Annotated in this window: 17 protein-coding genes; 10 read left to right on the plus strand and 7 right to left on the minus strand. The window is 68.0% G+C overall.

Features of this window, described 5'->3' with window-relative positions; translation table 11 throughout:
• Positions 1-270: 270 nt before the first annotated feature.
• The 9 genes from rpmH to OG408_RS19745 all read left to right on the plus strand — a co-directional run bounded on the left by rpmH (position 271) and on the right by OG408_RS19745 (position 7,079).
• Entirely contained in the window at positions 271-408 is a 138-nt protein-coding gene (gene rpmH / locus OG408_RS19705) for a 50S ribosomal protein L34 (protein ID WP_010985740.1), read from the plus strand.
• A gap of 21 nt (positions 409-429) precedes the next feature.
• Entirely contained in the window at positions 430-801 is a 372-nt protein-coding gene (gene rnpA / locus OG408_RS19710) for a ribonuclease P protein component (protein ID WP_148019659.1), read from the plus strand.
• Positions 798-1,157, plus strand: coding sequence for a membrane protein insertion efficiency factor YidD (gene yidD, locus OG408_RS19715; RefSeq protein ID WP_266780392.1), 360 nt, complete (start codon positions 798-800; stop codon positions 1,155-1,157). The genes rnpA and yidD overlap by 4 nt, the downstream gene beginning before the upstream one ends.
• Before the next feature lie 3 nt (positions 1,158-1,160).
• On the plus strand, positions 1,161-2,423 hold the full coding sequence (gene yidC, locus OG408_RS19720; protein ID WP_266780393.1) for a membrane protein insertase YidC: 1,263 nt from the start codon (positions 1,161-1,163) through the stop codon (positions 2,421-2,423).
• Between the two features lie 14 nt (positions 2,424-2,437).
• Positions 2,438-2,947 (plus strand): Jag family protein, encoded by a 510-nt coding sequence (locus tag OG408_RS19725; RefSeq protein WP_266780394.1) that lies wholly within the window; start codon positions 2,438-2,440, stop codon positions 2,945-2,947.
• Positions 2,948-3,031: 84 nt separating this feature from the next.
• Positions 3,032-3,772, plus strand: a complete 741-nt coding sequence (gene rsmG, locus OG408_RS19730) for a 16S rRNA (guanine(527)-N(7))-methyltransferase RsmG (RefSeq protein ID WP_405404287.1) — start codon at positions 3,032-3,034, stop codon at positions 3,770-3,772.
• A gap of 292 nt (positions 3,773-4,064) precedes the next feature.
• Positions 4,065-5,141 (plus strand): ParA family protein, encoded by a 1,077-nt coding sequence (locus OG408_RS19735; RefSeq protein ID WP_285570735.1) that lies wholly within the window; start codon positions 4,065-4,067, stop codon positions 5,139-5,141.
• Positions 5,138-6,241, plus strand: coding sequence for a ParB/RepB/Spo0J family partition protein (locus tag OG408_RS19740; RefSeq protein ID WP_285570651.1), 1,104 nt, complete (start codon positions 5,138-5,140; stop codon positions 6,239-6,241). Before OG408_RS19735 ends, OG408_RS19740 begins: the two co-directional genes overlap by 4 nt.
• A 220-nt stretch (positions 6,242-6,461) precedes the next feature.
• Positions 6,462-7,079 (plus strand): GNAT family N-acetyltransferase, encoded by a 618-nt coding sequence (locus tag OG408_RS19745; protein ID WP_326671081.1) that lies wholly within the window; start codon positions 6,462-6,464, stop codon positions 7,077-7,079.
• Positions 7,080-7,158: 79 nt separating this feature from the next.
• Here OG408_RS19745 and trxA read toward each other — a convergent pair whose 3' ends face one another.
• The 7 genes from trxA to OG408_RS19780 form a co-directional block, all read right to left on the minus strand.
• The gene (gene trxA / locus OG408_RS19750) at positions 7,159-7,488 is read right to left on the minus strand and encodes a thioredoxin (protein ID WP_266780398.1); all 330 of its coding nucleotides are present in this window, start codon (positions 7,486-7,488) and stop codon (positions 7,159-7,161) included.
• Positions 7,489-7,530: 42 nt separating this feature from the next.
• The gene (gene trxB, locus OG408_RS19755) at positions 7,531-8,493 is read right to left on the minus strand and encodes a thioredoxin-disulfide reductase (RefSeq protein WP_285570645.1); all 963 of its coding nucleotides are present in this window, start codon (positions 8,491-8,493) and stop codon (positions 7,531-7,533) included.
• Positions 8,494-8,625: 132 nt separating this feature from the next.
• A complete protein-coding gene (locus OG408_RS19760; RefSeq protein WP_326671084.1) occupies positions 8,626-9,570 on the minus strand; it encodes an anti-sigma factor family protein in 945 nt (314 codons plus the stop codon).
• A complete protein-coding gene (gene sigM, locus OG408_RS19765) occupies positions 9,567-10,337 on the minus strand; it encodes an RNA polymerase sigma factor SigM (RefSeq protein ID WP_326671086.1) in 771 nt (256 codons plus the stop codon). The genes OG408_RS19760 and sigM overlap by 4 nt, the downstream gene beginning before the upstream one ends.
• Before the next feature lie 36 nt (positions 10,338-10,373).
• Complete coding sequence (locus OG408_RS19770; protein ID WP_326671087.1) at positions 10,374-12,095, minus strand: protein kinase family protein; 1,722 nt, start codon at positions 12,093-12,095, stop codon at positions 10,374-10,376.
• A gap of 128 nt (positions 12,096-12,223) precedes the next feature.
• Positions 12,224-14,383, minus strand: coding sequence for a murein biosynthesis integral membrane protein MurJ (gene murJ / locus OG408_RS19775; RefSeq protein ID WP_266780403.1), 2,160 nt, complete (start codon positions 14,381-14,383; stop codon positions 12,224-12,226).
• 49 nt (positions 14,384-14,432) lie between these two features.
• Positions 14,433-16,733 (minus strand): DUF6049 family protein, encoded by a 2,301-nt coding sequence (locus OG408_RS19780; protein WP_326671089.1) that lies wholly within the window; start codon positions 16,731-16,733, stop codon positions 14,433-14,435.
• 181 nt (positions 16,734-16,914) lie between these two features.
• Between OG408_RS19780 and OG408_RS19785 the strand changes: the two genes are divergently transcribed.
• Complete coding sequence (locus tag OG408_RS19785; RefSeq protein WP_285570626.1) at positions 16,915-18,366, plus strand: CCA tRNA nucleotidyltransferase; 1,452 nt, start codon at positions 16,915-16,917, stop codon at positions 18,364-18,366.
• Positions 18,367-18,413 lie beyond the last annotated feature (47 nt).

The raw sequence follows: 18,413 nt of genomic DNA on the forward strand, positions 1-18,413 counted from the left end.
AGGCGGGCCGACCCGTGCGGTTCAAGTCGTTGTCCACAGGCTGTGCACAATGGGGGGTCCGACAGGGTCGGTTTGACCGGATGGCGTAGCCGCGCGTACCGTGACCAGGTCGAGTTGTCGATGGCTGCTGCCGCCTGCCTCCGATGGGCAAAGATCACGATCTGTGATTGTGAAGCGGTGCAACTAGGGCGTTTACGCGAGTCTCTCGTGGGCGCACGGTGACAGCCAGGCGATGTCCCGCCAATACACGATCATTACTGGAGCCCCCGAGTGAGCAAGCGCACCTTCCAGCCGAACAACCGTCGTCGCGCGAAGACCCACGGTTTCCGCCTGCGTATGCGGACCCGTGCCGGCCGCGCGATCCTCGCGTCCCGCCGTGGCAAGGGCCGCGCCAGCCTGTCCGCCTGATCGCGTACAGGTCGTCATGACGTGCTGCCTACCGAGAATCGGCTGAGGCGGCGCGAGGACTTCGCGACCGCGGTACGACGAGGACGCAGGGCCGGCCGCCCGCTGCTCGTCGTCCATCTGCGTAGCGGTGCAACGGACCCGCACGTGACTGGGGAGACTGCTCCCCCGCCGCGTGCGGGTTTCGTTGTCAGCAAAGCAGTGGGTGGTGCGGTCGTCCGCACAGCGGTGAAGCGCAGGCTTCGCCATCTGGTCCGCGAACGGCTCGCCCTGCTGCCCCCCGGTAGCCTGGTTGTCGTACGTGCGTTGCCCGGTTCGGGTGACGCCGACCATGAACAGCTGGCCCGAGACCTGGATGCCGCTCTTCAGCGGCTGCTGGGAGGGGGCGCGCGATGAAGTACCCGCTGCTGGCTCTCATCAAGCTGTACCAGTGGACGATCAGCCCACTTCTCGGGCCTGTCTGCCGTTACTACCCGTCGTGTTCCCACTATGGATATACGGCGATCGACCGGCACGGAGCGATCAAGGGAACGGCGCTGACAGCCTGGCGCATCCTGCGGTGCAATCCGTGGTCACCCGGCGGCGTGGATCACGTTCCCCCACGCAAACGTCCGCGTTGGCACGAACTGCTGCGCAGTGCCATGCGCGGCAGCAAGGGCGGGGACTCCGCCGCTGATGTGCCTCCCGGGGGATCGGTCAACGATCTCCCGAGCTCGGCCGCAGAGACTTCGCCCAATGCTCAAGGAGCCTGATTAGTGGACACGATTGCCAGTCTGTTCAGCTTCATCACGTGGCCCGTTTCCTGGGTCATCGTCCAGTTCCACAAGTTGTACGGGGCGATCTTCGGCCCTGACACGGGATGGGCCTGGGGTCTTTCCATCGTGTCCCTCGTGGTGCTGATCCGTATCTGTCTGATCCCGCTGTTCGTCAAGCAGATCAAGTCGACGCGGAACATGCAGGTGCTCCAGCCGAAGATGAAGGCGATCCAGGAGCGCTACAAGAGCGACAAGCAGCGTCAGTCCGAAGAGATGATGAAGCTGTACAAGGAGACGGGTACCAACCCGCTCTCCTCGTGCCTGCCGATCATCGCGCAGTCGCCGTTCTTCTTCGCCCTGTACCACGTGCTCTCGGCCATCGCGTCGAACAAGAAGATCGGCGTCATCGACCAGTCGCTGCTGGACAGCGCGCGTCAGGCGCACATCTTCGGTGCTCCGCTGGCCGCCAAGTTCATGGACAGCGCGGACAAGGTCGAAGCCCTGGGCGCTTCGCTCACGGATGTGCGGGTCGTCACCGCGGTCATGATCGTGATGATGTCGGCCTCGCAGTTCTTCACGCAGCGCCAGCTGATGACGAAGAACGTCGACCTGACGGTCAAGACGCCGTACATGCAGCAGCAGAAGATGCTCATGTACATCTTCCCGCTGATCTTCGCCGTCATGGGCATCAACTTCCCCGTCGGTGTCCTCGTCTACTGGCTGACCACGAACGTCTGGACCATGGGTCAGCAGATGTACGTGATCAACCAGAACCCCACCCCGGGCAGCAAGGCGCAGGAGCAGTACCTCGGCCGTCTGCTGAAGAGCGTCACCACGCACGGCGAGGTGCGCGGCCGGACCCGGCGCAACACCGTCAAGCGGATCGTGTCCAAGGGCCCGGACCGCAATGACATCGAGCGGAAGTTCGTCACGAGCCTCGCCAAGCTCGGCCTCGCTCCCCAGGAGGACGGCTCGGTGGTCAAGAGCGACACCGCCGTGGCCGAGGCCGAGGGTGGAGCGGCCCAGCGCCGTCAGCAGCCCAAGCGCCAGACCAAGGCGAAGCGCCAGACCGGTGCGGGCCACCAGGGCGGAGCCAAGGACGCCGACTCCAGCGAGTCGGAGTCCAAGACCTCCCTGGAGAAGAGTGCCCCCCAGGACGACAAGCCCAAGCCGGCGGCCAAGCCCGCGTCCGGCTCCTCACGCCAAGCCAAGTCCGGACAGCGCAAGGGCCCGCAGCGGCCCAAGCACCCGTCCAAGAAGTAAGAAGGAGTCCATCCGTGACGGAAGGCACCACCTCCACGGCCGCTGAGGGCAGCGACACCTTGACCCGCCTCGAGCAGGAAGGGGAGATCGCAGCGGACTACCTTGAGGGCCTGCTCGACATCGCCGACCTGGACGGCGACATCGACATGGACGTCGAGGCGGACCGGGCCGCGGTCTCGATCATCAGTGAATCGGCACGTGAACTGCAGAAGCTCGTGGGCCGCGACGGTGAGGTGCTGGAGGCACTCCAGGAGCTGACGCGGCTGGCCGTCCACCGGGAGACCGGTGACAGGAGCCGTCTGATGCTCGACATCGGGGGCTTCCGGGCGCAGAAGCGCACGGAGCTCGCGGAGCTGGGTGCCAAGGCCGCGGACGAGGTCAAGAGCACCGGTGAGCCGGTGAAGCTGGACCCGATGACGCCGTTCGAACGCAAGGTTGTGCACGACGCGGTCGCGGCCGCGGGTCTGCGCAGCGAATCGGAGGGCGAGGAGCCGCAGCGCTTCGTCGTCGTCCTGCCGGCCTGACCGGATCCTCTCCAGTCGGCCCCGTCTGTTCGCAGGCGGGGCCGATCTTTGTCAGCCTGATAGTCAGCCACCCATGGTGCGGTAATGCGGTATGGAAGGACGGTTCCCGTGACGGAGGAAGTAGCGCTTCCCCAGGCGCCCGACGAGGCCCGGGAGGTGTTCGGTGAGTGCTTTCCCGAAGCCGTCCGGTACGCGGAACTGCTGGCAGATGCGGGGGTCAAGCGAGGGCTGATCGGCCCGCGGGAGGTCCCTCGGCTGTGGGAGCGGCACCTGCTGAACTGTGCGGTGCTCTCCGAGGTCGTGCCCGAGGGGGTCACGGTCTGCGATGTGGGTTCCGGCGCGGGGCTTCCGGGGATTCCGCTGGCGCTGGTGCGCCCGGATCTGAAGATCACCCTGCTTGAGCCGCTGCTGCGACGGACCAACTTCCTCCAGGAGGTCGTCGAACTGCTGGGCCTGGAGCATGTGACGGTCGTCCGCGGCCGGGCCGAGGAGGTTCTGGGGACACTTCAGCCCGTGCACGTGGTGACGGCTCGCGCGGTGGCCCCGCTGGACCGCCTGGCGGGCTGGGGAGTGCCGCTGCTGCGCCCCTACGGGGAGATGCTGGCGCTCAAGGGTGATACCGCCGAGGAGGAGATCAACGGCGCACGAGCGGCCCTCAGCAAGCTCGGGGTCGTGGAGACCGAGGTGCTCCACGTGGGCGAAGGCGTCGTCGACCCGCTGTCCACCGTGGTGCGCGTGGTGGTGGGTGAGAGCCCCGGCGGAGTGAGGTTCGCGACGAAGCGAGCCAGGGCCGCGAGGGTCAGTCGGACCCGTCGTCGCCGCTGAGTGACGCGATGACGCTGCGCATCTGACCGTTACGCACCGTTTGGTCCCGGTCTCGGCCATGTGTCAACCAACGAGCTGTACGTACCCCGTGCGGAGTGTCGTGCCCCTGTAGCTACGCTGCAGGGGCATCGTGTTTCACGTGAAACGTCGCTCTCTGCTGCATGGAATCATCGGCCGCGGTCGTGCGGCCGCCACCCCTCGCCATCGCAGGCCCGTTAGGGCTACGGAGTTGTCCACAGAAGTGGATTCATCCACAGAAGAGCGGGCCTCGCTGGTTCACGACCCCGAAACCATGGCAGGCTCTGTTCATTGCGAGCCTGAAGTCGAGGAGAGTGAATCCTTGCGGTCCGACGCCAACATCGCGGGACCGATGACCGATCCGGTCCCCGGTCCCCGATCCGAATCGGCGGGGGACGGTGTTTCACGTGAAACACCGCCGCCGATGGATGACACACCTATTGGCCGTGCGGCCCAGCTGGCGGTGGAGGCCCTCGGCCGTGCCGGTGAGGGGCTGCCGCGGCCTGACCAGACGCGGGTCATGGTGGTGGCCAACCAGAAGGGTGGGGTGGGTAAGACCACCTCGACGGTCAACCTTGCCGCGTCGCTTGCACTCCACGGTGCCCGCGTTCTGGTGGTCGACCTCGACCCGCAGGGGAACGCCTCTACGGCGTTGGGCATCGACCACCATGCCGAAGTCCCCTCTATCTATGACGTCCTGGTGGAGAGCAAGCCGCTCTCCGACGTGGTTCAGCCCGTTCCGGACGTCGAAGGTCTCTTCTGCGCCCCGGCGACCATCGATCTCGCCGGTGCGGAGATCGAGCTGGTGTCGCTGGTGGCGCGGGAGAGTCGACTGCAGCGAGCGATTCAGGCGTACGAGCAGCCTCTCGACTACATCCTGATCGACTGCCCGCCCTCGCTCGGCCTGCTGACAGTGAATGCTCTGGTGGCCGGCGCGGAGGTGCTGATCCCTATCCAGTGCGAGTACTACGCGCTGGAAGGCCTGGGCCAGCTGTTGCGCAACGTCGACCTGGTGCGGGGACATCTCAACCCCGATCTCCATGTGTCGACGATCCTGCTCACCATGTACGACGGCCGGACCAGGCTCGCGTCGCAGGTCGCCGAGGAGGTGCGCAGCCACTTCGGCAAGGAGGTGCTGCGGACCAGCATTCCCCGTTCGGTGCGGATCTCCGAGGCTCCCAGCTACGGGCAGACCGTACTGACCTACGACCCGGGTTCGAGCGGGTCCCTGTCGTACCTCGAAGCGGCTCGCGAGATCGCGCTGCGCGGGGTCGGGGTCCAGTACGAGGCCCAGCATGCCCACACGGGCAGTCGGAACAGCCAGCAGAATACTTCGGAGGGGATCCAGTGAGTGAGCGTCGTAGAGGGTTGGGGCGTGGGCTCGGTGCCCTGATCCCCGCCGCTCCGCAGGAGAAGCAGGTGCCGTCGGCCGGGATGGGTACGTCCACGCCCGGAACACGACCGGTGCTGACGTCCGAGCGGGGCGTGGCCGTCGCGAAGGTGACCACCCTCGGCTCGGGCCCTGTGGTGCCGGAGCCGAGCAGCCCTGTGTCGGTGTCCGACGGGACCGATGGGCCGGCCGAGGTGGCGGGAGCCTATTTCGCCGAGCTGCCCATCGACTCGATCACACCGAACCCTCGTCAGCCCCGCGAGGTGTTCGATGAGGACGCGCTCGCCGAGCTGGTCACCTCCATCAAGGAGGTCGGTCTTCTCCAGCCCGTCGTGGTCCGGAAGTCGGGGACCGGACGCTTTGAGCTCATCATGGGTGAGCGGCGCTGGAGGGCCTGCCGGGAGGCCGAGCTCAAGCAGATCCCTGCGATCGTCCGGGCCACGGACGACGAGAAGCTCCTTCTGGACGCGCTCCTGGAGAACCTTCACCGGGCTCAGCTGAACCCCTTGGAGGAGGCGGCCGCGTACGACCAGCTCCTCAAGGACTTCAAGTGCACCCACGACCAGCTGGCCGACCGGATCGGGCGTTCGCGGCCGCAGGTGTCCAACACCTTGCGTCTGCTGCGGCTGTCGCCGCCGGTCCAGCGCAGGGTCGCGGCCGGGGTGCTGTCCGCGGGACATGCGCGGGCGCTGCTGTCGGTGGATGACTCCGAGGAGCAGGACAAGCTGGCGCACCGCATCGTGGCCGAAGGGCTTTCGGTGCGTGCGGTCGAGGAGATCGTGACGCTCATGGGCTCCAGGCCCACGAGCACCACACGGTCCAAGGGCCCTCGGGCCGGTGGCCGGCTGTCGCCGGCGCTGACCGACCTGGCGTCCCGGCTCTCCGACCGGTTCGAGACCAGGGTGAAGGTCGACCTCGGGCAGAAGAAGGGGAAGATCGTCGTCGAGTTCGCCTCGATGGAGGATCTGGACCGCATCCTCAACAGCCTCGCGCCGGGTGAGGGCCGTGTCCTGGACCGTGCCCCGTCGGAGGAGGAAGCGTCCGAGGACGACGAGAGCTGACGTTCTGAGCGCTGAGGGCGGGTTGTGTTCCGGTCGGTGACGGAGGACAGCCCGCTCTTTGCGTTCCCCCGGTCGCCCTTTGCTTTCTCTCGGTGTCGGCTTGATCCCCGGGTGGATACGATGCGTTCTGGTAGGGCACACCCAATTGATCCACCTCCGTGATCGGAGTGCACCGGCCGTCGCGCGATGCGGTGGGTGAGGGAAGTGAGGAACAGCCTTCATGGCGCGTCGGCTCGTACCGCTCACGTTGGACAACCTGACTGATCTCCCCCGGCGCTGCCGCTCGTGTGTGTTCTGGGAGCTTGACCCGGTGCGTGGAGAGGCCGCGGTCAAGGGCGGGAAGCCCGAGGTGGAGAAGGAGGCCTGGATCTCCGCGGTCCTGCTGGAGTGGGGTTCCTGCGGACGCGTGGTCTACGTCGACGATGTGCCGGTCGGCTTCGTCCTCTACGCTCCGCCCGCCTATGTGCCGCGGTCCACGGCCTTCCCGACGAGCCCCGTCTCCCCCGATGCCGTCCAGTTGATGACCGCCCTGATCCTTCCGGGCTACCAGGGCCAGGGGCTGGGCCGGGTCATGGTGCAGACGGTGGCCAAGGACCTGCTCCAGCGGGGGTTCAAGGCGATCGAGGCCTTCGGGGACGCCCGCTGGAAGGAACCTGCCTGTGTGCTGCCTGCGGACCATCTGCTGGCGGTGGGATTCAAGACCGTACGGCCCCACCCGGTGCATCCGCGGCTGAGGCTTGAGCTGCGTACGACGCTTTCGTGGAAGGAAGATGTCGAGATGGCCCTGGACCGTTTGCTCGGGGCCGTACAGAAGGAGCCCGCGCTCCGGCCGCTGTGAGCCCGAACGTGAAACGGGCCCACCCCCTGCGAGGGGGGTGGGCCCGTTTCACGTGAAACAACAGGACTGCGGTCCTGCCTTATTCGCTGATGAAGCCTTCGAGGTCGCGGAGGATCGCGGCCTTCGGCTTGGCGCCGACGATCGTCTTGGCGACCTCGCCGCCCTGGTAGACGTTCAGCGTCGGGATGGACATGACGCCGTACTTGGCAGCGGTGGCCGGGTTCTCGTCGATGTTGAGCTTGACGATCTCGATCTCGCCGTGCTCGGCCGCGATCGCCTCCAGGGAGGGGGCGATCTGACGGCACGGGCCGCACCAGGCAGCCCAGAAGTCCACCAGTACGGGCTTGTCACTCTTCAGGACGACCTCGTCGAACGAGTCGTCGGTCACGTTCTTCAGGGCGCCGGCCACGGCGGCCTCCTTAACTTCGCGGGGTGTGGGGTGAGGCGTGGATCAGACGGTGGCCGCAGCGGCCTTCTCGTTGTCGGCGAGCGCGGCCAGGAAGCGCTCGGCGTCGAGAGCGGCGGAGCAGCCGGTGCCGGCAGCGGTGATGGCCTGCCGGTAGGTGTGGTCGACGACGTCGCCGGCGCCGAAGACACCCGTGAGGTTGGTGCGCGTCGACGGAGCGGCGACCTTGAGGTAGCCCTCGTCGTCGAGGTCGAGCTGGCCCTTGAAGAGCTCCGTGCGCGGGTCGTGGCCGACGGCGATGAACAGGCCGGTCACGGGGAGCTCGGACGTCTCGCCGGTCTTGGTGTTGCGCAGGGTCAGACCGGAGAGCTTCTGCTCACCGTGGACACCGGCGACCTCGCTGTCCCAGGCGAACTTGATCTTGGGGTCGGCGAACGCGCGCTCCTGCATGGCCTTGGAGGCACGCAGGGAGTCACGGCGGTGGACGATGGTGACCGACTTGGCGAAGCGGGAGAGGAACGTGGCCTCTTCCATCGCGGTGTCGCCACCGCCGACCACGGCGATGTCCTGGTCCTTGAAGAAGAACCCGTCACACGTGGCACACCAGGAGACGCCGCGTCCGGAGAGGGCGTCCTCGTTGGGCAGACCGAGCTTGCGGTGCTGCGAGCCGGTGGTGACGATGACGGCCTTGGCGCGGTGCACCGTGCCGACGGTGTCGGTGACCGTCTTGATGTCACCGGTGAGGTCCACGGCGACCACGTCGTCCGGAATGAGCTCCGCGCCGAAGCGCTCGGCCTGGGCGCGCATGTTGTCCATGAGCTCCGGGCCCATGATCCCGTCCTGGAAACCGGGGAAGTTCTCCACGTCGGTGGTGTTCATCAGCGCACCGCCGGCGGTGACGGCGCCCTCGAAGACCAGCGGCTTCAGTGAGGCGCGCGCGGTGTACAGGGCGGCTGTGTAGCCCGCGGGGCCGGAGCCGATGATGATCACATTACGCACGTCACTCACGGGATTCTTCCTCGTCTCTGCAGACTGCCTACTGTCCACGCCTACTGGGGTCGGTTCAACGACTCTCACCCCACCCAACGGATCCTACGGGGGATGCATTCCCGACGTGCCGGGCGGCATCCGGCGTGGTCCTCAGGGGCGTGCGTACGTGTGTGTCAGCAGGAGCTTCCCCTTGGCCGGGGGCTCGGCACCGACACATGCCGCGTCGACGACATAGGCCTGGACCCGGCCGACGTCCGTGGGGTGGGGCAGCACGACGAGGAAGGCATCAGCACCTTCATACGTGCCGCGCTCCAGGGCGAGGGCGCCGGTGTTCCGGCCGATTCCCTGCTCCACACAGGAAGGGACGCTCACGGAGGGCGCCCGGAGCGGGGACTGCGGCGATGCGGACGTCGTCGACGTGCTCTTCGGCGAGGACTTCGTGCCGAGGGAAGGAGCCTCCTTGTCGCCGCTGCTGTCCTGCGGGCTGGCAGCGTCCGTGTGGGAGCCCAGGAGGTCGTAGACCTGCTCTTCGAGCGTGGACTGCGAGAACGTGTCCGTGCCGGTCTTCGAGAGGGAAGACCCGCGGTCCATGACGGTGTTGTCGTCACTGCTCTGGGACAACTGGACGTTCTGCAGCAGGAAGATGCTCACGCCGACCACGGCAGCGCCGAGGGCTGCACCGAGCACTGCGGTGCGCCGCCGTCGCCGTGCCGGACGACGGCCGGGACCTGTCGCAGCGCGCGGGTGTCCGGCGGGGCGGTCTGTGACCTCCGGGGAGGCAATGGCGGCAGAGGGCTCGGTTTCACGTGAAACATCGGTGGCCGCTTCCGGCACCGCTGTATGTATGGATGGGGCTTCCAGAGCGAGCGCGGCGTCGATGCGGTCTGCGATGTCGGAGGGCATGGGCTCCGGGGCGGGCAGAGCGCCGAGAAGATCGCGGATCTCCATGAGCGACGTGTGTACCTCGGCGCAGAGCTCGCAGCCGTCCACGTGATGCTGGACATCAGCCGTGCGGGACGGGGAGAGCAGACCTTCGGTGAGATCGGAGATCTCCGAGACGTCCGGGTGCCGGGTCGTGTCGGTCGTTGATGTCATGCGTGTCCACCTCCGCCCTTCGCTGCTGCTGGATCAGTCGTCTCTGCGTCTCTCGGTGCCGCTGCCGGTGGGACGGATGTTCTCGGCGTCCGGTTCCCTGCCGTCTCCTGGCCCTGTTCCTGCCCCGGGCTATCGCCGGTTCCGCTTCTGTCGCTGTTTCGGCCGCGGAGATGGGTGAGCAGAGGAGCCAGCCTGGCGCGGCCCCTCGCGCAGCGGCTCTTCACGGTGCCGACAGGCACATCGAGTACGTCGGCGGCCTCGGCCACCGGGTATCCCTGCATATCGACGAGGACGAGCGCGGCGCGCTGTTCGACGGGGAGAGTGGCGAGGGCAGCGAACAGCTCGCGGTGGAGGTCCTGACGCTCGGCCGGCGCCTCGGCGGACTCGTGCGGCTCCATGAGCTGGTCGAGCCGTTCCGGGTCGTCGACCGGTGCGGTCTTCCGGGAGGAGGCCTTGCGGACCCGGTCCAGGCAGGCGTTGACCGTGATGCGGTGCAGCCAGGTGGTGACGGCGGACTGGCCGCGGAAGGTGTGGGCGGCGCGGAAGGCGGAGATCAGGGCGTCCTGCACGGCATCGGCCGCTTCCTCGCGGTCGCCCAGGGTGCGCAGCGCCACGGCCCACAGCCGGTCGCGATGACGTCGTACGAGCTCGCCGAAGGCATCGGGTTCACCGGCTACGTGGCGAGCGAGGAGGTCTGAGTCGCTGAGTTGTCCCGACGGCTCGGCGGCCACCTCCCCCTCCCTCCCACGCTGAATCAAGGTCCGCATGTCTATCACGGTTCAGGTGGGCAGGGGGAGGGCCGGTCAGCCGAGAACGGAGATCTCCGAAATTCCTCCGCGATAGCCACTCCCGGTGTCGTCCTGAGGGAGTTCCGTGACGTGGATCAGGACGTAGCGGGTCCGTACCGGCTTGGCGAGGGATTCCTTGAGACTGCTTCCCGCCGTGGCGAGCGGGGTGAGGCGCTGCGGGAAGTCCGACAGGGACGAGGGTGCGGAGGCATTCTCGTCGGCTGCCAGCACCTCCGTCTTCTGCCCGCTGCGGTACATGGTGACGTCGATGCCCGAGACGTCCTTCACGCTGCCCAGGTCAACGACTATCCCGCTGCCGTCCTTGCGGGCCACGATGTTGCCGAAGTTCGGGTAGCCCTGGTACCGCGGGGTGACCCACGAGGTGCCCGGCTTGCCGTCGATCGTGTTCGGTACCTGCTCCGGCTTGATCCCTGAACCGCTGGGCATGAACTCCGCGGCGTCGGTGATCTTCAGGGGGGTGGCGGGCGGCTTGGGCTTCGGCTCGTCGCCGTTCTCCGGGTTGGTCTGGGTGGTTCCCGGGTCGCTGGAGCCGTTGTCGCGGTCGAGGAGCGTCTCGGCGAGCTGCCAGCTGCCGAGCCCCAGCGCCGCGATGAGCAGCGCGGACACGGCCCACTTGAGGGCCTTTCCGGTGCGGCTCTGGAGAGGGGCGGGAGGTGTGGCGAGCACGGGCTGAGGGACGCTGCCGCCGGGCCCGGCGGGGCGTCCGTAGGTGCCCTGCTGGTACGTGGTCCGTTGGTAGTCGGGCGGAGCCGTGAACGTGGGCTCGGGCGGGCGGATGCGCGGCATCGCAGCGACGGCCTTCGCGAGCTCGTCCGGTGTGGTGCACGGCTGCTCCTGACGGGAGGCCGTGGCTCCGTCGTTGGCGAGCGCCCGCATGGCGATCTCGGAGAGCCCGCGGTGGACTCCGGCCCGCACCTGGTCGGGTGCGATCAGGCCCACGCCCTTGGGCAGCCCGGTGAGGCCGTAGGCATCGCTCTCGTACGGCCAGCGCCGGGTCAGGGCCGCGTACAGAAGGGCGCCGATCGCCTCGGTGTCGGCCCGCTGGGGTCCGTCGGAGGTGATGCCCCGCAGTGCGGCGTTCACCGCAAGACCGCGGATGCGGTACTGGCCGGAGGAACTGCGCAGCACCGCTCCGGGCGTGAGCCTCAGATGGGCCAGGCCCTCGCGGTGCGCTGCTGCCATGGCCTGGGAGAGCTGGCTGACGAGCTGATAGGCGTCGTGGGCGTCCATCGGGCCGGCGCCCAGGAGAGCGGTGAGCTCTACGGCGTCCGGAAGCCACTCGTGGACGACGTAGACGAGGTCGTTCTCCTCGACCGCGTCGAGGACCTGCACGAAGCGGGGGTCGCCGAGGAGCGCCGAGGAACGGGCCGCAGCCAGCACCGAGCGGGCCCGTGGATGGTCGGCGGGCAGGAGGTGGACGCCCACAGCGCGCCGCAGTTTCTCGTCGACAGCGCGCCAGCTGCTGAATCCGTCCAGACGGGTGACGCACTCCTCCAGCCGGTAGCGGCCGGCGAGTTTGTGCCCGCTGTGGAGATCAGGCGAGGACATGGCGACATCGGAGCCGCCCGGCTCCTCCTCCGCTTCCTCATGGCCTGTGCTCGTCGAATCCTGAGCTTCTGCCGTGCCGTCGGTCGTGGCCTCGTCCGCCTTGGCGGCCAGCGGTTCGTCCCCGCTGTTGTCGGCCACGTCGACGGCAGCCGTGCTACGTTCCGCCACGGTCGTTCCTGCCTCCCCATCCGTTGCGCGATGCCAGCCAGCTCTGCACAGTCACGCCAATTGTGCCCATACTCCGGCACCATGCACGACACGCGGAGACCGGCGATGGTTGTGCGGGCCGGCCATCCTCAGCGGCCGAGCCGTCCTCGGACCATGCCGACCATGCCGTTGATCTCCTCGATCCGCATGCGCTTCGCCGCGACGAAGAACACTCCCAGCAGCATGGCACCACCGCAGATCAGCGCGACGAGCGAGCTGAAGGCTCCGTCGCCCAGCACGTGGAGCAGACCGAATCCCACAACGCCGCCGAGCACGGTAGCGGGGAGAGCGGCGAGACAGAGCCGGGCGTAGGTGCGCACGACATGGGCGCCGTCCAGATCGCCACCGAGGCGGTTGCGAAGCCGCCGCCAGGCGATACCGACGCCGACGGCGTAGGCGAGCCCGTAGGAGGCTGCCATGCCCACCACGGCCCACTGGGCGGGCAGCACGACGTAGCAGATCGCCGAGGCCGCCGCGTTGACCAGGGCGACGATCACGGTGTTGTAGAAGGGGGTGCGGGTGTCCTCGTACGCGTAGAACCCGCGCAGCACCACGTACTGCACCGAGTAGGGGATCAGGCCGAGGCCGAAGGCCATCAGGATGAATCCCATGGAGCGGGCTGCCTCGGGGCCGCTGGAGGCGTAGAGCAGGGTGCACATCGGCACGCCCAGGGCGAGGAAGCCGAAGGCGACCGGCACGATGGCCACGGCGGAGTTGCGCAGGCCCTGGGAGATGTCGTCGCGGACCGCGCCCGGGTCGTTGTCGTGGGCGGCACGGGAGATGCGCGGCAGCAGCGCGGCCATGACCGACACGGTGATGATCGCCTGCGGCATGCCCCAGATCAGCTGGGCGTTGGAGTAGGCGAGGAAGCCCGCCCCGTTCTGGCCGGACGCCTTGCCCGCGGAGGTCGCGAGCTGGGTGACGACCAGCACACCGGCCTGGTTGGCGAGGACGAACAGCACCGTCCACTTCGCCAGCCTGACCGTCTTGCCGAGCCCGTGGCCCCTCCAGTCGAAGCGCGGACGGAAGCGGAACCCGGCCTCGCGCAGGTACGGGATCATGGCCAGGGCCTGGACGACCAGGCCGAGCAGCGTACCGATGCCCAGCAGCCGGACGCCTTCCGGCGGGATCGTGTCGACGCCCATGTGGGACTCGTGCGACGTGCCGTAGACCCAGATGAACAGGCCGAACGTGAAGATCATGACGATGTTGTTGAGGACCGGGGTCCACATCATCGCGCCGAACTTCCCGCGGGCGTTGAGGATCTGGCCCATGACGACGTGCACACCCATGAAGAAGATGGTGGGCAGGCAGTACCGGGCGAACGTGGTGGCCACGTTGTTGGCCGCGGGATCGTTGGAGATCGTCGACGACATCAGCCGGATGAGGAAGGGCGCCGCGAAGACCGCGACGGCCACGATCAGGCCCAGCGCGACCATCACGAGGGTCAGCAGCCGGTTCGCGTAGGCCTCGCCGCCGTCCTCGTCGTCCTTCATCGACCGGACGAGCTGCGGGACGAAGACCGAGTTGAGACCGCCGCCCACCGTGAGGATGTAGATCATCGTCGGCAGTGTGTAGGCGATCGTGAAGCTGTCGCCGAGCAGGGCCGCGCCGAGCGCCGCGGTGATCACCAGGCTGCGGACGAACCCTGTGAGCCGCGAGACGAGGGTTCCGGCGGCCATGACCGCACTGGACTTCAGCAGACTGGACGCCCGGCCACCGCCGGACTTCGCCGGGGCGGGTGCAGGAGCAGGCTCCGGCTGGGAGGGGGGCGGGGATCCCGCGGGGCCCTCCTGGTCCCGGAAGAGGTGCGCGAAGGCATCCGGCTCCTCACGGTTCGCCGACGCCTGCGTGACGAGATCGTCCACACCCACGAACTGCGTGGTCGCGGCGTCGTCCCCGTACGGCAGATGACGCGAAGGACCGTCGGGCTCGGGAGGCGGGGTCTGTGCCCAGATCCGGGGATCGGGCGGGTACGGAGCGGCCGGCGGCTGCTGGTAGAGCGGCTGCGGCTGCTGGTAGGTGCCGGGGGGCGGCGGCGGATGCGCGGCGCGGTCGTACAGCGCCTCGCTCACCGGGTCCTGGGCGGAGAGATCCTGTGCCCGGTAGGGGTCGTAGTCGTACGCCGCCTGCAGATAGGGGTCGGGTGCCTGTGGCACCTGCTCCGGCCCAGGGGGTACCGGTGGTCCGCCGGAAGACCCAGCTCCGCCCGTACCCTGACCGCGGTCACCGTCGTACGGCGCGTTCATCGAAACCCCACCTCATCGTCCCCGGCCGACCGGCCACGACAGACATCGCTCAACGGTCCACTTTCTCACCCGTGCCCGACGGCTCCGTGCTTTCGGGACCGGTGTCCGGCGTCGGGTCACTCGGCTGCTCGGGTTCACTGCCGTCGTCGCCCGCCGCGCCGCCCGCGTTCGCACGCTTGCGATGTGCATACATCCGGATGCCGGCGAGCACCAGCAGCAGCAGTCCGCCGGCGATCACGAGCAGCACGGTCGGAGTGAGCTCGGACACCTTCACGGTGAAGGGCATCGCCGCGCCGTACGGCCTCCCGTCCTCCGTGTAGAGCTGCGCCGTCATCTGCACCTGGCCGTTGATCTTGGCCGCGGCGTCGAACTTCACGGACTGGCTGTGGCCGGCGCCGATCTGGATCGGCTGCTCAGCCACCGCGCCGCCGTCGTTGAGCTCGAGACGCGTCGCGTTCTCCGACCTCAGCCGGAGCACCAGGTGATCGACGTCCTGGAGAAGCCTGTTCTGCACCGTCACGGGGATCGTGGCGCTGCGGCCCGACAGCGTGACGTCCGACTTCGAGATGAGCTGGACCTCGCTGATGAGGCCCTGGAGGTAGGTGCGCACCGAGTCCCGGTACTGCTGCGCCTCCAGGGGCTTGCCCCGCCACGACGTCGACATGGACCGGTTGACGGCGTTGCCGAAGGGGGTCACCACCCGCTCGGGCTGGGTGAGGATGACCTGGAAGTCGTCGAGCGAGGCCTGGGTGGACTTGATGTCCTGGAAGGCCTGGGTGGGCAGCTCCTGGCTGCGCAGCTTCCTGGGGTACTGGGACGCCCGGGGGACCGCCGTGGTGGCCTCTGCGTCGGGCTTCGCCGCCGCGGCCTGGATCAGGGTCCGGGACTGCGTCCAGCGGTCGTCGTCGAGAGCGTGCAGGGCACGGGCCATCGACTGGGCCTGGGCGATCGTCGGCATGCGCTGGGGGGCGACGACGATGTTCCGGTCCTTGTCCGTGTCCTGTTCGGACAGGGCCAGGGTGAGGGCGAGGAACTTCTGCACGGCGAGCGTGGAGTTCCCGGCGTCTGCCATGTCGCCCTGGAAGGCCGTGGAGAGCCGGGCGTCGGAGACCACCGCGGTGGTACCGCCGCCGATCGGCCGGGCCGCGTTCGGCGTGTACGGCAGGCCGGCCGTCTCCTGAAGGCTGTCGCTGCGCGCGATCACGTTGTGAGCGCCGGCGGAGGTGGCCACGTCGACGATCGACGGGTCGATCGCACCGTCGACGGGCCAGGCGAAGTCGGTCGACGGCTTCATGTGGAGGATGGTCTCCACCGTCGTCCCGGCGACCTCACTGGCGGTCTGGAGGTGGCGGAGCGTGCCCGACACGTTCTTGCCGCGGTGTGCGATCGACGCCAGGTCGGGGTCTCCGAAGGGAAGCGCGACGACCTTCCCGTCGGCCACGGCCGCTTCCAGCGAGGTGAGCCACTTCTTGGCCACGGCCTGGTTCGTCCCGGCGACCGTGGTGTCACCGGACTTGACCCGGTAACTCTTGGTCATGGCGTCGACACTTGCCAGCAGATCCGGATCGATGACCCAGGTCACGGGCAACTGACTGCCCAGCGACACCATCTGTTCGAGGCGGCCGCCCGGCGCGATCTCGCCGGCCAGGTCGTCGTCGGCGAACACCGGCGTCTGCTGCTCGTCGGAGCCCGTCTCCGCGGTGAGGTGGGCCGATGCGATCAACGGCCAGAGGTAGCTGATCCCGGTCTTGGTCTCCCGGTCCTCGCTCTGCCAGGGCAGGAAGGTCCGCTTGATGCCGAGCACCTGGTCGTACTGGGCGTGAGACGTCCGGCCCGTCAGGGAGACGCCCAACTGGTAGACGCCGTCGTCGCCGAGCTCCAGCTTGCTGACGGGCACCGACAGCGAGAAGTCCTGGCTGATGCCCGAAGGAAGCTTGTTGATCTCGACGGTGTACTTGCCGCCGATCGGATAGGGATCGGTTCCGGGGATGTACCCGGTGCGCCGGGCGGCCGCATCGATCGAGGTCCTGTTGTACAGCCGCGGACCGACCCGCAGATCGACCTGCGCGTCGGTGACGGTCTCCTTGCCCTTGTTGGTCAGGGTCCCGGAGACGGTGAGTGTGTCCCCCTTCACGGGGGCGCTGGGCGTCAGGGTGTCCAACGCCACGGAAACGGTGCTGGACCCCGTGGGCGGCGCCTTGGTCACCGCGCCGGCCTGCGCCTGCGGGGCGGCCACGCCTGCCAGTACCGCGGCGACGAGCGGAGCCCCGGCGAGCGCGGAGGCTGTGCGCCGCAGCCACCGGCGGGCAGGAGAGGGACTCATCCCCTGGATGTCTGCCGCCTCGGCCACGCGTACCCGTCCCTCGTCATCGTCGGCTGCTGTCGATCGTCGTCCGTTGCTGCGTCCCCGCATGGTAACGATGTGCGCCGTGACCAAGTGCCGGGGAGTGCGCCACATGATCGGGAGAGTCTCGCAGGGCCGACGGAAACCATGACGCCCGGGCCGGTCCGGGCACGTACCCTTTTCTGTTGTGCCGAACGCCAACGAAGACAACCCCAGCGCCCTGACCCAGGTGCAGCTCCGCGCAGTCAGTGAACTGCTGCGGGTGTCCCCGGTCGCCGATGATCTCGCCCGCCGATTCCTGGATGCCGGATTCAGTCTCGCGCTAGTCGGCGGTTCGGTCCGGGACGCGCTCCTCGGCAGGCTGGGGAACGACCTGGACTTCACGACCGACGCCCGCCCCGAGGACGTGCTGAAGATCGTCCGGCCCTGGGCTGACTCGGTGTGGGAGGTCGGGATCGCTTTCGGCACGGTGGGTGCCCAGAAGGACGGTTACCAGATCGAAGTCACCACATACCGGTCCGAGGCGTACGACAGGACCTCACGGAAGCCCGAGGTTTCCTACGGTGACTCCATCGAGGAGGACCTCGTCCGCCGCGATTTCACGGTGAACGCGATGGCTGTCGCACTGCCGGAGAAGGAGTTCGTCGATCCGCACGGCGGCCTCGACGACCTGGCGGAGCGCGTGCTGCGCACCCCCGGAACGCCCGAGGACTCCTTCTCCGACGACCCTCTTCGGATGCTGCGGGCCGCGCGCTTCGCCGCGCAGCTCGACTTCGAGGTGGCCCCAGACGTGGTCGCCGCGATGACGGAGATGGCGGGCCGGATCGAGATCGTCTCCGCCGAGAGGGTCCGGGAGGAGCTCAATAAGCTCCTGCTGTCCTTGCACCCCCGCAAGGGTCTGGCCCTCCTCGTGGACACGGGACTGGCCGAGCAGGTGCTCCCCGAGCTCCCCGCACTCCGGCTGGAAAGTGACGAGCATCACCGTCACAAGGATGTGTACGAGCACTCCCTGACCGTCCTGGAGCAGGCGATCGCGCTGGAGGAGGACGGACCGGACCTCGTTCTGCGCCTCGCGGCGCTGCTTCACGACATCGGCAAGCCGAGGACCCGGCGGTTCGAGAAGGACGGGCGGGTCTCGTTCCATCACCACGAGGTGGTCGGAGCGAAGATGGTCAAGAAGCGGATGGCCGAGCTCAAGTACTCCAACGACATGGTCAAGGACGTCTCGAAGCTCGTGGAGCTGCATCTGCGCTTCCACGGATACGGGGACGGGGAGTGGACCGACTCCGCGGTCCGTCGCTATGTCCGTGATGCCGGGCCCTTGCTGGAGCGGCTCCACAAGCTGACCCGCTCGGACTGCACCACGCGGAACAAGCGCAAGGCCAATGCCCTCTCACGGACCTACGACGGGCTGGAGGAGCGCATCGCCCAGTTGCAGGACCAGGAGGAGTTGGACGCGATCCGGCCGGACCTGGACGGCAACGAGATCATGCAGATCTTGGGCGTCACGCCAGGCCCTGTCATCGGCAAGGCGTATGCGTTCCTGCTCGAACTGCGGCTGGAGAACGGGCCGATGGAGCATGACGCCGCAGTCGCCGAACTCAAGAAGTGGTGGGAAGCGCAGAGCCAGGACCGTTGAGGTCCGCTCTGCCTGGAGAGCCGGCGGTCATGTTTCACGTGAAACAT

This window comes from Streptomyces sp. NBC_01257 (assembly GCF_035917255.1).
GTDB lineage: Bacteria > Actinomycetota > Actinomycetes > Streptomycetales > Streptomycetaceae > Streptomyces.

Coding starts and splice junctions, on each gene's coding strand:
- yidD (WP_266780392.1), top strand. CDS start 798: ATGAAGTACCCGCTGCTGGCTCTCATCAAGCTGTACCAGTGGACGATC.
- rsmG (WP_405404287.1), top strand. CDS start 3,032: ATGCGGTATGGAAGGACGGTTCCCGTGACGGAGGAAGTAGCGCTTCCC.
- OG408_RS19735 (WP_285570735.1), top strand. CDS start 4,065: ATGGCAGGCTCTGTTCATTGCGAGCCTGAAGTCGAGGAGAGTGAATCC.
- OG408_RS19745 (WP_326671081.1), top strand. CDS start 6,462: ATGGCGCGTCGGCTCGTACCGCTCACGTTGGACAACCTGACTGATCTC.
- OG408_RS19760 (WP_326671084.1), bottom strand. CDS start 9,570: ATGACATCAACGACCGACACGACCCGGCACCCGGACGTCTCGGAGATC.
- sigM (WP_326671086.1), bottom strand. CDS start 10,337: ATGCGGACCTTGATTCAGCGTGGGAGGGAGGGGGAGGTGGCCGCCGAG.
- murJ (WP_266780403.1), bottom strand. CDS start 14,383: ATGAACGCGCCGTACGACGGTGACCGCGGTCAGGGTACGGGCGGAGCT.